The organism is Flavicella sp. IMCC45537 (assembly GCF_057197705.1).
The window spans coordinates 274618-289064 of record NZ_CM170067.1; the positions used below are offsets into that span (position 1 = coordinate 274618).

Here is a 14447-nt window from a genome sequence, read left to right on the forward strand (position 1 = left end):
ACACAGCAAAAATACGATAAAAAAACCGATAAATATCAAAGTTTTTTGACTGTTGTTTTTATGTTTTAAGCGCAATAAAAATTATGTAATTTACCATATGATTATTGTAAATGGTTGTTTTTTAAAGGGTTTTGTTTTGTTTGTAATGATTCTAAATTAAGGCTTCGTTCCTTTCAACGATATTTAAAGTCCTTTTAGCGATGTTTTTATCGGAAGTAAGGTGGTACTTTTGGCGTGGTTTATTTATCCTAATCAATGAATAGACTGTAATCAGAACGAAATATAGTATTGATGAGTATCGAATCTAAAGGAAGAAAATTATATAATGTAGGTTTAAGTTATAAAAAAGCCGACGTGAAAACGAGAGGGGCTTTTAGTATAACTAAAGAAAACCAAGTTTTACTTCTTAGAGAAGCAAAGAAGTTTGGAGTAGATGGAGTGTTTATTTTATCTACTTGTAATCGAACTGAAATAATGGGATTTGCAAATCATCCATTTGAGTTGATTTCTTTGCTATGTAAATACTCACAAGGTTCTGTTGAAGAATTTGTAAACGTTTCGAATGTTTATAAAGGAAAAGATGCGATTCGTCATTTGTTTAAAATAGCTACAGGTTTAGATAGTCAGATATTAGGAGATTATGAAATTGTTGGGCAATTAAAAGAGTCTTTTCAAATAGCAAAAGATCAAAACACCCTAAATGCTTATTTAGAGAGATTGATCAATTTGGTGTTGCAGGCTAGTAAAAAAGTAAAAAATTCAACAAAATTAAGTTCAGGTACCACATCAGTTTCTTATGCCGCGGTTCAGTATATTATTGAAAAAGTGGAAGATTTTGAATCGAAAAACATTTTGGTTTATGGTTTGGGTGATATAGGTAAAAACACTTGTAAAAATCTAATTCAGTATACTGAAAATGATAATGTTGTATTGATAAATAGAACAGAAAGTAAAGCAAGGGCGTTTCATGAACAACATAAAGAAGTTAGAATAGAAACGTTGTCAGCATTGAACGCTGAAATTGAAAAAGCTGATATTTTAATTGTATCCACTGGAGCAAACGTACCAACAATAACTACAGAAAATGTTGCTGAGAATAAAAAGTTGCTGATCCTTGATTTATCCATGCCAGAGAATGTTGACTTGGCTGTAGGTGAATTGGAATCAGTTAATTTGGTAAATATTGACGAGTTATCAAAAATTACCAATAAAACAATTGCTGAACGAGAAAAAGAAATCCCTAAAGCGGAAGCAATCATTGATGAACATAAATCTGAGTTTATGGAATGGTTGGATCACAGAAAGTTTACCCCTGCGGTGAATGCATTGAAATCTTCATTGATGTCAATTCAAAATGATGCAATCGATTTTCAGAGTAAAAAAACAGATGGATTTAATGTTGAACATGCTGAAGTTATCGCTTCAAGAATGATTCAAAAAATCACAACCCAATTTGTCAAACATTTAAAAGCTGAAGATACTTCTGTAGATCAAAGTATTGATGTGATTTCAAAAATGTTTGATATGCAGATAAATAAATAATTTTCCCAATCAATTATATGACCAAAGCAATTAGAATTGGAACTAGAAATAGTGAGTTGGCCTTGTGGCAAGCCCATTTAGTTCAGGACTCCTTAAATGAATTAGGGTATACCACGGAAATAATTGAATTGTCTTCGGTAGGAGATGAAATTTTAGATATACCCTTGCATCAAATTGGTAGTATGGGAGTGTTTACAAAAACACTTGATGTTGCTATGCTACGTGGTCAGATTGACATTGCGGTACATTCTTTAAAAGATGTACCTACTCAATTACCAGATACAATAGTACAAGCTGCTGTTTTGGAAAGGGCTGATGTAAATGATGTAATTGTTTATAAAGGAACAGAGGAAGAGTTGGTTGCCGAAGGAGCAACAATTGCAACAGGTAGTTTAAGAAGAACTGCGCAATGGTTACATAAATATCCAACACATAAGCTTACGGATTTGCGTGGAAATGTGAATACTCGTTTGAAAAAATTAGAAGATAATAATTGGAATGGGGCTATTTTTGCAAAAGCAGGACTAGAACGTATAAAGTTGTTGCCAAAAGAACACCTGGTGTTGGATTGGATGATACCGGCTCCGGCGCAAGGGGCAATCATGATTACGGCACTAGAATCAGATGCTTTTGTTTTGGATGCTTGTAAAAAATTACATCATGATGATACTGCTTTATGTGTAGGGATTGAAAGAGATTTTATGAGAACCTTAGAAGGAGGTTGTACTGCACCAATAGGTGGTTATGCAGAAATAGATGGAGAAAATGTATCCTTCAAAGGACTGTTGAGTTCAATTGACGGTAAGGAGCAAAAAGGTGTTTTTAGAATGGCTTCGCTTCATAATGCTAAGCAATTAGGAGTTCATAGCGCAAAGGAGATTCTTGAAGATGGTGGTGCTGAGTTGATGAAGGAAATAAAAAAAGTGATTAAAAAATAATTCAATAACTAACGAACGTGAGAGTTTTATCAACTAAAATTTTATCCAATCCTCAAAAATCAGTAATTGAAGGAATTACGCTGGATGAAATTTCGATGATAGAAATTTCTTATGGAAGTGACTTTGAAATAAAAGAGAATATTTTAAATGCAGTTTTTACCAGCGCTAATAGTGTTCGGTCTGTGTTTGAAAAACATCAAATTTCAACTTCTTTTTTTGATGTTGTGTTTTGTGTGGGAACTAAAACAAAAGAATTATTAGAATGTTTTGGTATACAGGTTGCCTTGGTAGCAAATAATGCTTTAGAGTTAGCGGAGCTTTTGGCTGAACGATTTTCAAATGAAGCGCTTAACATCAAAGAAATAAGTTGGTTCTGTGGCAATCTAAGAAATAATGATTTACCACAAGTAATGGCCGCAAATGGGGTTTTGGTTACTGAATATTTGGTGTATCAAACTAAATTAATTCCTGTGAAAGTTGCGGAGAATTATGATGCTATCTTATTTTATAGTCCCTCTGGAGTTGAGAGCTATATTAAAAAGAATAGAGTGAATTCAACTCCCGTGTTTTGTATAGGGACTACCACAGCAACAAAAGCAATTGAATATTTTGATAATGTGTATATATCAGATACTACTACGGTGGAGTCTGTGTTAGATAAAGTAAATGAAATACTAGTAAAATAAGTATGAATAGAACAAGACGTCTTAGGAAAACGGAAGGAATTAGAAGGTTGGTTCGTGAGAATAAATTGACAACTGATGATTTGATTTATCCTTTGTTTATTGAAGAGGGTGAAAATATTGAAAAAGAAATTGTTTCTATGCCAGGCATCAAACGTTTTTCTTTAGATTGTTTGCATACTGAGTTAGACGAGGTTGTGGAACTTGATATTCCAGCAGTTTTATTATTTGGTATCCCTTCTGAAAAAGATGATTCTGGAACAGAAACTTGGAATGATCAAGGAATTATGCAACAAGCAATTCGCTATATTAAAAAAAACTATCCAAGTTTGTATGTAATTACTGATGTGTGTTTTTGCGAATACACAAGCCACGGTCATTGTGGTGTAATTCACGACAATGATGTAGATAATGATGCTACATTAGTGAATTTAGCAAAACAGGTTATTTCGCATGCAAAAGCAGGTGTTGATATGGTTGCACCGTCAGGTATGATGGATGGAACAATTGCCACAATTCGTGAAGCTCTTGACAATACTGGTTTTTATAATTTGCCTATTATGGGGTATTCTGTTAAATATGCCTCAGCATTTTATGGGCCGTTTAGAGATGCTGCAGATTCTGCACCAACATTTGGGGATAGAAGAACGTATCAAATGGATCCATCAAATAGAGATGAAGGTTTAAGAGAAGCAACTTTTGATGATCAAGAAGGTGCAGATATTCTAATGGTGAAGCCAGCGTTGTCTTATTTAGATATTATCAGAGACTTAAAAAATACGTATGATCGTCCGATTGCATGTTATAATGTAAGCGGAGAATATGCCATGGTGAAGGCCGCCGCAGAAAAAGGATGGATAGATGGTGAGCGAGTGATGATGGAGTCCTTGTTGTCTATGAAACGGGCTGGAGCAGATATCATTATTACTTATTTCGCAAAGGAAGTGGCAAAATTATTAAAAGACAAATAGTAGTTAGATAAAGTATTAGCATTGGACTATTAATAATAGTCGAATAGGAAAGACCAAATACAAAAAATATGAAATTCAAACAATCAGAAAAACTATACAATAAAGGTTTAGAAAATCTTGTAGGGGCTGTAAATTCACCTGTTAGAGCATTTGCATCAGTAGGCGGAAATCCTTTGTTTATCGATAAAGCTAAAGGAAGTAAGATTAAAGATGTAGATGGCAATAGATATATTGATATGGTTTTGTCTTATGGACCAATGATTTTAGGGCATCGTCATAAAAAAGTAGAAAAAGCAATTTCTAAGGCCTTGAAAAATGGTTATTCTTTTGGTGCTTCTACGAATGCAGAAATAAAATTAGCCAAAATTGTATGTGATGCTTTTCCGGGCATGGATAAAGTACGTTTTGTGAATTCAGGTACTGAAGCTGTTTTGAGCGCTATTCGTTTGGCAAGAGCGCATACAGGAAACGATAAAATAGTAAAGTTTTCTGGTTGCTATCACGGACATATGGATGCTATGTTGGTGGCTGCAGGTTCTGGTTTGGCTACTTTAAGTTTACCAGGATCAAAAGGAGTGCCTTCGCAAGCGGTAGAAAATACGTTGATTGCAGAGTATAATAATTTAGAAAGTGTAGAAAAACATTTTCAAGAGCACAAAGATATTGCTGCGGTAATTTTAGAGCCAGTTACGGGTAATATGGGAGTTGTACAACCATCTCAAGAATTTATCCACGGATTGAGAAAGTTAACAAAAGAGAACGGTGTACTTTTGATTTGTGATGAGGTAATGACTGGTTTTCGTTCTAAATTTGGTGGAGCGCAAGAACTTTTAGGTATTGAAGCAGATATTACTTGTTTGGGTAAAGTTATTGGAGGAGGATTTCCGGTAGGAGCTTATGGTGCTAGGAATGAAATTATGGAAAATGTAGCGCCTTTAGGAGGGATGTATCAAGCAGGAACCTTGTCAGGAAACCCAATTGCAATGGCTGCTGGAATTTCTACATTGTCTGAATTAAAGCGTCAAAATCCATACGAGAAATTCGAAAAAACTGCAGAAAAAATTGCTTCAATATTATCAAGTGCAGCTTCTCAATATGGGGTTGACATTACTGTGAATAAATTTGGATCGATGATCAATCCATTTTTTGCAAAAGAAGAAATTACAAATTTTACAGAGGCTCAAAAGTGCGATACAGAAAAGTTTGCAGTTTTCTTTTGGGAGATGATCAAACATGGAGTGTTTTTGCCACCATCTCAATTTGAGTCATGGTTTTTGTGTTCTGCATTGTCAAGTAAAGATTTAGAAAATTTTGAAGTAGCGGTGGATGCAGCTATGAAAAAAGTGTCAGAAATAAAATAAGATACGGGAATAAGGATTCAAGAATCAGGAATTGCTACGATGTACAATTTTAAAGAATTACATGTTTGGAAGTTGTCTAAGGATCTTTGTAAAGAGATTTACTTGGTGACGAATACTTTTCCAGATTCTGAAAAGTTTGAATTAACTTTTAAAAAGGTTGAAAATTCAATTCAGTAAGTACAAAAGATGTTATATAAATTTAACCAACAATTAAAATAAAGCTTGAATCTTGTTTCTTGATTCGAGATACTATTATATTATGATAAAAAACGATTTATACTTAAGAGCATTAAAAGGAGAGGTAGTTGAAAGACCACCTGTTTGGATGATGCGTCAAGCAGGAAGGTATTTACCAGAATTTCAAGAAATCAAGAAAAAATATGATTTCTTTACGAGATGTCAGACTCCAGAATTGGCTGCAGAAATTACCGTACAACCGATCAGAAGATATGGTATGGATGCTGCGATTTTATTTTCTGATATTTTGGTAATTCCTCAAGCGATGAATATTGAAGTAGAAATGAAAAATGGAATCGGACCATGGTTGCCTAATCCGATTCGTACTATGGAAGATGTTAACAAAGCGATTGTTCCTGATATTGATGAGACCTTGGGGTATGTAATGGATGCTATCAAGCTAACCAAACAAATGTTAGAGGATGAAATTCCTTTGATTGGTTTCGCTGGGTCTCCTTGGACAATTTTGTGTTACTGTATACAAGGGCAAGGTTCCAAAAACTTTGATAAAGCTAAGGAGTTCTGTTTTACACAGCCGGTTGCTGCACATACTTTATTGCAGAAAATTACAGATACTACAATTGCCTACTTAAAGAAAAAAGTAGAAGCAGGTGTAAATGCCGTTCAAGTTTTTGATTCTTGGGGAGGTATGTTATCTCCAGTAGATTATCAAGAGTTTTCTTGGAAATATATCAATCAAATTATTGAAGCGTTGAAAGATGATGCTCCAGTTGTTGCTTTTGGAAAAGGATGTTGGTTTGCATTGGAAGAAATGTCAAAATCAAATGCTTCTGCTTTGGGAGTTGATTGGACGATTACTCCAGAATGGGCTAGAAAATTAACAGGTGGAAATATCACTTTACAAGGGAATTTTGATCCAACTCGTTTGTTTTCTCCTCCTGCAGAAATCAAGAAACAAGTTAAAACAATGATTGATGCTTTTGGAAAAGATAAATATATTGTGAATTTAGGTCATGGAATATTACCAAATATTGGACTTGAAAACGCAGGTGCTTTTATAGAAGCAGTGAAAGAATATCGTAGTTAGAATCGAGATTCAGGAGTCAAGTGGTTTATTTTGAGTATCATGAGTCTTGAGTCCTATGTCCAGAATCCCAATAAATATGAAAGAACAATTTTATAAGTACATACAAGATCTTCAAGATACCATTACTTCTAAGTTAGAAGCAGTTGATGGAAAAGCAAAATTTGTAGAAGATTTATGGAAACGACCAGAAGGAGGTGGGGGTAGAACTCGTGTAATTGAAAACGGAGCTATTTTTGAAAAGGGTGGTGTAAATATTTCTGCGGTTGAAGGGGAGCTGCCACAAGCGTTGCGTGACAATTTTGGTGTCAAAGAAGGAAACTTTTTTGCCTGTGGCCTGTCTTTGGTATTACATCCAAAAAATCCAATGGTACCAACAGTGCATGCAAATTGGCGTTATTTTGAAATGTATGATGATACAGGTGAGATAGTAACGCAATGGTTTGGAGGTGGACAAGATTTAACTCCTTATTATTTATTTGATGAGGATGCGGTTCATTTTCATTCTGTATGCAAAAAAGCATGTGATAAGCATCATAAAGAATTTTATCCGATGTATAAAAAACGTTGTGATGAATATTTTTGGAATGCACACAGAAATGAAGCAAGAGGAATAGGTGGTTTATTTTTTGATTATTTGAAAAAGAATGATGAATTTAGTTTACAAGATCGATATGACTTTGTAACTGAGGTAGGAAATAGCTTTTTAGAAAGTTACGTTCCAATTGTTGAAAAGCGAAAAGAATTAAAATATACAGAGTCACAACGTGACTGGCAAGAGGTTAGAAGGGGACGTTATGTAGAATTTAATTTAGTTCATGATAAAGGAACTTTATTCGGCTTGAAAACAAATGGAAGGATAGAATCTATTTTAATGAGTTTACCTCCAAAGGTACAATGGCATTACAATCATAAGCCTATAGAGGGTAGTGATGAGGCATATTTAGTTTCAATATTGGAGCAGCCGAAAGAATGGATATAAAAAAATAGAGGATACTAATTTAGTATCCTTTTTTTTCTCCAACGAATGAATACAACTTCAGATTCATTTTTAGGTAGAAGAGATGGTGTGTTGTATATTTATGTAATGATACAGAAAAATTAAAAATTATGATAAAGAAAATTATAAGTCTTTTGTTGGTTGGTTTGGTTTTTATTGCTTGTAAGGAAGGTGGTAAAAAAATAAATAAAGAAAGTGCCTTTGCTCATGAAGTTGTAGCGAAAGAAGTTATTCAGGTTAGTGGTTATACATATGTGCGTTCAGATGAAAATGGAAAAGAAGTTTGGTTAGCAGCTCCTTCTTTTGAAGGTAAAGTAGGGGAAACCTATTACTTTAATGATGGATTAGAAATGTTTAAGTTTAAAAGCAAAGAGTTGAATAGAACGTTCAATTCTATTTTGTTTTTACAAAGAATTCATAAGGATACTAATGGAGATGATAATGATCAACCAATAATGAAAAAATCAAAATTACCTAAGGGAGAAGCTATTGTTATAGAGAAGATAGAAGGAGTAACTACAGTAGTGGAATTAAATAAGGACTACAAAAAGTATAATGGAAAGAAAATTGTAGTGAAAGGAAAAGTAACCAAATTCAATCCTATGATTATGAATAAAAATTGGATTCATTTAGAGGATGGAACCAAGTATGGTGACGATTTTGATTTGATTATTACTTCAAAAGAGGTTTTTGAAGTAGGGGATATCGTAACCTTAGAAGGAATTATTGCTACAGATATTGATTTAGGATATGGTTATAAGTATAAGGTTCTTTTAGAGCAAGCAGTTCCTCTGATTAGTTTATAAATTTTTGAATATAGAGATAAAAAAAAGGATGTTATTTTATAACATCCTTTTTTTATTTTTTTGTAAAAACTTATTGTTTTATATAAACCGTAGGCCCATTTTCATTGGCCATAGTTAAAATAAGCTCTAAATCGGTAGAGGTGTATTTGCCTGTGTCGGTAGAACCATTTGAATAAGTGAATGATAAGTTTGTACCGTCAGATTCGTAGGTTCCTGTTAGCGTAACATTTAATTCAGGACTCGTGTTGTTTACACCTTGGTATATATAGGATTGATCTGCTTTAAAAGTCCTAGTGATAGATATACTTCCTCCATCAGAAGTGTATTTCCATTTTCCGATAATAGGATACTCCCCTGGTGTAACCGTTGCTCTGTCACAAGAAGAAATAGAAACAGATAGAATCGTAATAAATGCGATAAAAATATTTTTCAAAATAGTTAGTTTTAGCAGTCAAAATTAAAACAATTAAACATGAATTCCTTTTATTCCACAATTTTTTTTAACATTCCTTGAAATATAACTCCATGAAATGGAAGCACAGTGTACCAATAAAGACGCCCCATTATTCCCTTAGGTCTAAAAACAGCACGTTGGTAAAGCTGATCTTTAATCATTTTAAATTCGAGCCATGCCTCTCCAGGAAGTTTCATTTCTGCGTATAGCAATAATCTACCTTCTTTTTTATTCGCGTATATCACTCTCCAAAAATCTAATGCATCTCCAGTTTGCAATTTGGTAGGGTGGGTTCTTCCTCTTCTAAGTCCAATGCCGCCAACTAGTTTATCCATATATCCTCTTACGCGCCATAAAAAATCGGCAATATACCAACCGGTATCTCCGCCAATAGCCCAAATTTTATCTAAAGATTTTTCTCTGTTTTTAACCGTTTTATGTCTTATATCTCTAAAACATCCGAAGTGAGGAATGTTAATATGTTTAGAAAGTTTATCCTCATTAGTTCCATTAACCATTGCATCTTTCCAACTAGAAATTAAAATGTTTTGCTCTATAGTGTCAAAGGCTCTTTCAACAGCAGTTTTATAAGAAATTGGTTTAATGTTTAAAATGCTTGCTAGGTTGTTTTTTTTGGCGATAATTTCTACCTTCATACTATCTACAAGAGAAGATGCTAAAGAGTAGGATGTTGAGGTTACAAAGTACAACCAGTAAGATGATAGTTTAGGGGTCATTACAGGTACTGTAATGATAGTTCTTTTTAATTTTCTTACATCAGCAAATTCTAACAGCATTTTTTTATAGGTAAGAATTTCAGGACCATAAATATCAAAAGATTGGTTGAATAATTCTTTTTTAAGTAATACTCGGTTTAGAAATAAAATAACGTCTGATATTCCAATTGGTTGTGTTTTGGTTTGTAGCCATTTGGGAGCAATCATTATGGGAAGTTTTTCGACTAAATCTCTTATGATTTCAAAAGAGGCACTACCACTTCCTACAATGATTCCTGCTTTTAAAGTGGTAAGGGCGTATTTAGGAGAGGCCAAATTTAGCTCAACATTTTTTCTAGACATCAGGTGGTCTGATAGTTCTTCATCGTTGGTGATACCGCTTAGATAAATTACCTGTTGTAAATTAGATTCGGAGACATATTTTTTAAAATTTTTCGCACAGGTTTCTTCTAGCGAACTGAAATCAGTTGAAGAGGTTGACATGGAGTGTATTAAATAATAGGCAGCATCAATGTCTATGGGGAATTTTAGGTTTTTGTCAAATTTTAAAAAATCTACCTCAATAAAGGTGATGAGATCGTTGTTTTTGAAATTTTCAGGGATTCTCATAAGGTCTCTGATACAACAAACAAGCTCATGTTTTTGATCTAAGAGTAATGGGATGAGTCTTTTTGCAATGTATCCAGTTGTACCAGTTATAAGAATTTTCATAGTTTATTTAGGTCTTTGGTAAGCTTGTCTTTTTGGATTAGAAGGTATCGTGTATCCATCAAGACCGTTAATGGTTGCAATGTTAGCTTTGCTTAAATTAATAAAAAAATCATTTTCTATCAAGGATTCTTTTACATATAATTTCACAATTTCTCCCAAAACTAGAATTGTACCATTTGCTTTTATAGGGTGTTCTTCAATGAGTTTTAATCCGATTTGTATTGGGGAATCTTTTACAAAAGGAGCTAGGAAGTCGTCTTTATATTCTTCTTCTAAGTTGGTTTTATCAAACTCACTAATCCCTTCTGGATATTTAGCGGACGTATGATGAGCATCTTCTATAATAGAAGCATGAACGGGGTTTATTGTAAAATAACCTGTGTTTTTTATGTTGGTATATGTATTTCTAGCAACGGTTGTGGGTCTCAACACAAAACCAAATATAGCAGGTGCAGAACCGTAATGAGTAACGGAGCTAAAGATTGCTAAATTGGTGATACCATCATTCGATATAGTTCCTATTAAATTTGCTGATTTATAACCGGTTGCTGAGTTTATTAAGTTTATTTTTTCTAAATGTGGTAATCCGTCAATTTTATTTTTTGAAAATTCAATCATCCTATGGTGTAATATGTTTTTATATTGATGTCTTTGGCTTTTAAATCGTGCATCAAATTATAGAGTCCGAAAAAAGTTCTGTTGATGTAAATGAAATGTTTTGAACCCCTGTTTCCGTTCATGTCTTTGAGTTCTGTAGATTTTGCATATTTAGCTCCTAACTCGGCTATTTTATTAAAGAAAATTCCATCAGAAAAATCAAAAGTGTCTACCTGAAATGGTTGCGTGAATAAACTGAGCATTTCATGAAATAATTCTTTGAAAAAAGCTTTTTCCCTGTCTGTATCATCTTCTCGTAAGATTTCTAATTCAAATAAGGTTTTCTCAAAAATTTCAGGATTGTCAATATTTTCTTTTTTCGCAAGTTCAAAATATGGAACATAAAATTCATCAGGAATGGATTTCATGCAGCCAAAATCAATCACGATCAATTCGCCTTGTTTGTTAACCAAAAAATTTCCTGGATGAGGGTCTGCATGAACTTTTTTCAATTTATGGATTTGAAACATATAAAAATCCCACAAAGCTTGTCCTAGTTTTTTCGAGACCTCAGAATCCATCGGCTGATTGGTGTACTCTGATAAATGAATACCGTCCATCCAGCTCATCGTTAATATTCGCTCAGATGAATATTCTTTATAGTAGTTTGGAAATTTTAAATTAGGGATGTGTACACAAGCATTGGCAATTTCCTCACTTTGTGCAAACTCTAAATTATAGTTGGTTTCTTCGGTAAGTTTATCTTCAACTTCTTTGAAGTATCTATCTGAATTTTCTCCTTTGATATTGAACATTTTCATGGCGATCGGTTTCACCAAAGCAAGATCGGTTGAGATGCTTTCTGCTACTCCCGGATATTGGATTTTTACAGCCAGTTTTTCTCCATCTTTTTCGGCTTTGTGCACCTGACCAATACTGGCGGCATTTACAGAGTTTAAATTGAAAGAGTCAAATAAATCAGAAGGGTGTTTGCCAAAATAATTTTTGAATGATTTGATAACTAGTGGAGGTGATAATGGAGGGACAGAAAATTGGGCTAAAGAAAACTTTTCAACATAAGCTCTTGGTAAAATATTCTTTTCCATGCTTAACATCTGAGCTACCTTTAGGGCGCTCCCTTTCATGGTTTTTAGACCATCATAAATATCTTCAGCATTTGCTTTGTTTAATTTTTCTTTAGCTTCTTCTTCGGTACTTAATATTTTATCACCATAGTATTTCATATAGTTAACTCCAACTTTGGCACCTGTAGTTACTAGCTTAGTAGCTCTTTGTATTTTGGAAGTGGGGATATTGTCTATTGTTTTCATACTGGATATTTTAAAGTTTAAAATCCATTTTTTCTTTTAGGATGAATTTACCTAAGTCAATAAAACTTTTGATGGGTTGTGTGTTGATCATGTCAAAAGATGCATGAACACTTTTCTCAATAAAAACATCTGTCTTTTCAAAAGATTGAGAAGTGTCATTCATCCAGAATTTTAAGATTAATAAAAATTGCATCCAAAATGCTTCTTCAAAACCTTTGTTCTGTATTTTCTGCAGCTTTTCTTGTTTTAGGTCTATTTTGTCAATACCTATACTGTTTACAAACCTTGTGAAATCTTGCTTTAGATCAGTTAGCTTTTTTAATGATTTCAATTTAGATGATTCACCTTGCAAGTCCATTAATAGGTAAGAGCGGTTTGCAGTAAAGTTTTCAAAAAGTGTAAAATAAAGACTCAGTAACTTGTTCTTTGGGTCATATTGATGAAATTCTTCGTTTTTTTCAAGTAATGAAACAGAATTCTCTAGAAAAAGCGCGTAGATTTTCTTTTCTATTTGTTCGAAAGAACTAAAGAAATTGTAGAACTCTGATTCTTCAATTTCTAATTCCTTCGTAAATTTATATATGGAGTGTGGTTTGTTCCCTTCTGTAAGGGTAACATCCATATATTTTGAAATGATTTCTTGTGATGTGATTTTTTTTTGTGTTGCCATGATATTCGTTTCTGTTTATCAAAGATACATAATGTTTAATAAATAATATTGTTTATTAAACAAAAAAATGTAGTTTTGTATAATGTTATGTTTTATAAAGTTAATCTATTTATTATGAAAACAATAGGAATAATTGGAGGAAGTAGTGGTATTGGTAGAGCTCTTATAGAGTCCGAAATTGAGCACTCAAAAATAATTAGCATCCAACGTAATTCTGTGGGTATAGAGCATGAGAATTTAAAAGAGTATCATTTAGATGTTCTTTCAGATGAATTGCCAGAATTAGAGAATTTAGATGCTCTTATTTACTGTCCGGGAAGTATAAATTTAAAGCCTTTTTCTAGGCTGAAAGAAGAAGATTTTTATGCAGACTATCAGATAAATGTGATGGGAGCAATAAAAGTACTTCAGAAATACTTGCCTGTATTAAAGAAAGGAATGTCACCTTCGGTAGTTATGTTTAGTACAGTTGCGGTAAAAATAGGGATGCCATTTCATACAAGTATCGCCTCGGCTAAAGGGGCTGTGGAGGGCTTGGTAAAATCTTTAGCAGCAGAGTATGCACCTACGGTTAGAGTTAATGGGATTGCTCCAACGTTAACGAATACTAGATTGGCAGAAAAAATTTTAAGGAATGATAAATCAAAAGAGTTAAGTGCTGACCGACATCCTTTGAAAAGATATTTAGAAGCCGCCGAAGTAGCAGAAATGGCTAGTTTTTTAATTTCTGATAAAGCCAAGTCTTTTTCTGGTCAGGTTATAGAAATGGATTGTGGAATTACAAATTTAAAAGTTTAAAAGATGTTTGGATTGTTTAAGAAAAAATCAAAGTTAGAAATATTGCAAGATTCGTATGAAAAGTTACTTCGGGAATCTTTTGAGTTATCGAAGATCAACAGAACAGAAAGTGATAAAAAAATAGTGGAAGCCCAAGCGGTTCTTGAGCAAATTGAGGCGCATCAAATATGATAGAAAAGAAGCCAGATAATGTAGTGTTTAATGAAGATAAAGGTGTTTATGATGCATCTTATAAGGAGTATGGAACAAACCTAAGCGCTCCTGTAATATCAATACCAAACACCATTTCTTGGAAACAAACCAATTTACAAACGGTGAATGCTCAGTTCAAAACAAAATTTGAAGAATTGACTGCAAAGTTAGAAGAGTTTAAACAAAATTTTACGGACAATCAAATGTTGTACAATGCAAAATTTAGTTTTGAGCCTATTGTAGGAAAAACATATCATCTGTACATAAATAAAAATGGAGAAAATTTTCTTTCAATTCTCTCTCCAAAAGAATGTAATTTTGATTATCTAGGGAGTTTTCTCTTGAATAGTGATAAATTATGGACCAAAATATAA

16 protein-coding genes are annotated in these 14447 nt (G+C 33.3%); 11 read left to right on the forward strand and 5 right to left on the reverse strand.

The genetic code is table 11. The annotated features are described in order from the left end of the window. Window positions 1-291 precede the first annotated feature (291 nt). From hemA to AC2DGP_RS01300, 8 genes are all read left to right on the forward strand, one after another. A complete protein-coding gene (gene hemA, locus AC2DGP_RS01265) occupies window positions 292-1542 on the forward strand; it encodes a glutamyl-tRNA reductase (protein WP_484491219.1) in 1251 nt (416 codons plus the stop codon). A 17-nt stretch (window positions 1543-1559) separates the two neighbouring features. Continuing rightward, window positions 1560-2480 carry a hydroxymethylbilane synthase gene (gene hemC / locus AC2DGP_RS01270; RefSeq protein ID WP_484491220.1) on the forward strand — a complete coding sequence of 307 codons (921 nt, stop codon included), beginning with the start codon at window positions 1560-1562 and terminating at the stop codon, window positions 2478-2480. Between the two features lie 17 nt (window positions 2481-2497). Continuing rightward, window positions 2498-3166, forward strand: a complete 669-nt coding sequence (locus AC2DGP_RS01275; protein ID WP_484491221.1) for a uroporphyrinogen-III synthase — start codon at window positions 2498-2500, stop codon at window positions 3164-3166. Window positions 3167-3168: 2 nt separating this feature from the next. After that, window positions 3169-4134 carry a porphobilinogen synthase gene (hemB, locus tag AC2DGP_RS01280; protein WP_484491222.1) on the forward strand — a complete coding sequence of 322 codons (966 nt, stop codon included), beginning with the start codon at window positions 3169-3171 and terminating at the stop codon, window positions 4132-4134. Between the two features lie 68 nt (window positions 4135-4202). Further along, window positions 4203-5495, forward strand: coding sequence for a glutamate-1-semialdehyde 2,1-aminomutase (gene hemL, locus AC2DGP_RS01285; protein WP_484491223.1), 1293 nt, complete (start codon window positions 4203-4205; stop codon window positions 5493-5495). 259 nt (window positions 5496-5754) lie between these two features. Then, window positions 5755-6780 (forward strand): uroporphyrinogen decarboxylase, encoded by a 1026-nt coding sequence (hemE, locus tag AC2DGP_RS01290; RefSeq protein WP_484491224.1) that lies wholly within the window; start codon window positions 5755-5757, stop codon window positions 6778-6780. A gap of 76 nt (window positions 6781-6856) precedes the next feature. Next, a complete protein-coding gene (hemF, locus tag AC2DGP_RS01295) occupies window positions 6857-7759 on the forward strand; it encodes an oxygen-dependent coproporphyrinogen oxidase (RefSeq protein ID WP_484491225.1) in 903 nt (300 codons plus the stop codon). 128 nt (window positions 7760-7887) lie between these two features. Beyond that, window positions 7888-8583 carry a hypothetical protein gene (locus tag AC2DGP_RS01300; protein WP_484491226.1) on the forward strand — a complete coding sequence of 232 codons (696 nt, stop codon included), beginning with the start codon at window positions 7888-7890 and terminating at the stop codon, window positions 8581-8583. A 70-nt stretch (window positions 8584-8653) separates the two neighbouring features. Here AC2DGP_RS01300 and AC2DGP_RS01305 read toward each other — a convergent pair whose 3' ends face one another. The 5 genes from AC2DGP_RS01305 to AC2DGP_RS01325 are packed head-to-tail and all read right to left on the reverse strand — an operon-like array spanning window position 8654 to window position 13083. After that, complete coding sequence (locus tag AC2DGP_RS01305; RefSeq protein ID WP_484491227.1) at window positions 8654-9016, reverse strand: hypothetical protein; 363 nt, start codon at window positions 9014-9016, stop codon at window positions 8654-8656. 50 nt (window positions 9017-9066) lie between these two features. Next, window positions 9067-10485 (reverse strand): SDR family oxidoreductase, encoded by a 1419-nt coding sequence (locus AC2DGP_RS01310; RefSeq protein ID WP_484491228.1) that lies wholly within the window; start codon window positions 10483-10485, stop codon window positions 9067-9069. 3 nt (window positions 10486-10488) lie between these two features. Continuing rightward, the gene (locus AC2DGP_RS01315; protein WP_484491229.1) at window positions 10489-11103 is read right to left on the reverse strand and encodes a flavin reductase family protein; all 615 of its coding nucleotides are present in this window, start codon (window positions 11101-11103) and stop codon (window positions 10489-10491) included. After that, window positions 11100-12413 carry an ABC1 kinase family protein gene (locus AC2DGP_RS01320; protein WP_484491230.1) on the reverse strand — a complete coding sequence of 438 codons (1314 nt, stop codon included), beginning with the start codon at window positions 12411-12413 and terminating at the stop codon, window positions 11100-11102. Before AC2DGP_RS01320 ends, AC2DGP_RS01315 begins: the two co-directional genes overlap by 4 nt. 10 nt (window positions 12414-12423) lie before the next feature. After that, the gene (locus AC2DGP_RS01325; RefSeq protein WP_484491231.1) at window positions 12424-13083 is read right to left on the reverse strand and encodes a TetR family transcriptional regulator C-terminal domain-containing protein; all 660 of its coding nucleotides are present in this window, start codon (window positions 13081-13083) and stop codon (window positions 12424-12426) included. A 114-nt stretch (window positions 13084-13197) separates the two neighbouring features. Between AC2DGP_RS01325 and AC2DGP_RS01330 the strand changes: the two genes are divergently transcribed. From AC2DGP_RS01330 to AC2DGP_RS01340, 3 genes are read left to right on the forward strand one after another with little or no spacing between them, the layout of a single operon-like run. After that, window positions 13198-13881 carry an SDR family NAD(P)-dependent oxidoreductase gene (locus tag AC2DGP_RS01330; RefSeq protein ID WP_484491232.1) on the forward strand — a complete coding sequence of 228 codons (684 nt, stop codon included), beginning with the start codon at window positions 13198-13200 and terminating at the stop codon, window positions 13879-13881. A gap of 3 nt (window positions 13882-13884) precedes the next feature. After that, complete coding sequence (locus AC2DGP_RS01335; RefSeq protein ID WP_484491233.1) at window positions 13885-14052, forward strand: Lacal_2735 family protein; 168 nt, start codon at window positions 13885-13887, stop codon at window positions 14050-14052. Next, a complete protein-coding gene (locus tag AC2DGP_RS01340) occupies window positions 14049-14447 on the forward strand; it encodes a DUF2452 domain-containing protein (RefSeq protein WP_484491234.1) in 399 nt (132 codons plus the stop codon). Before AC2DGP_RS01335 ends, AC2DGP_RS01340 begins: the two co-directional genes overlap by 4 nt.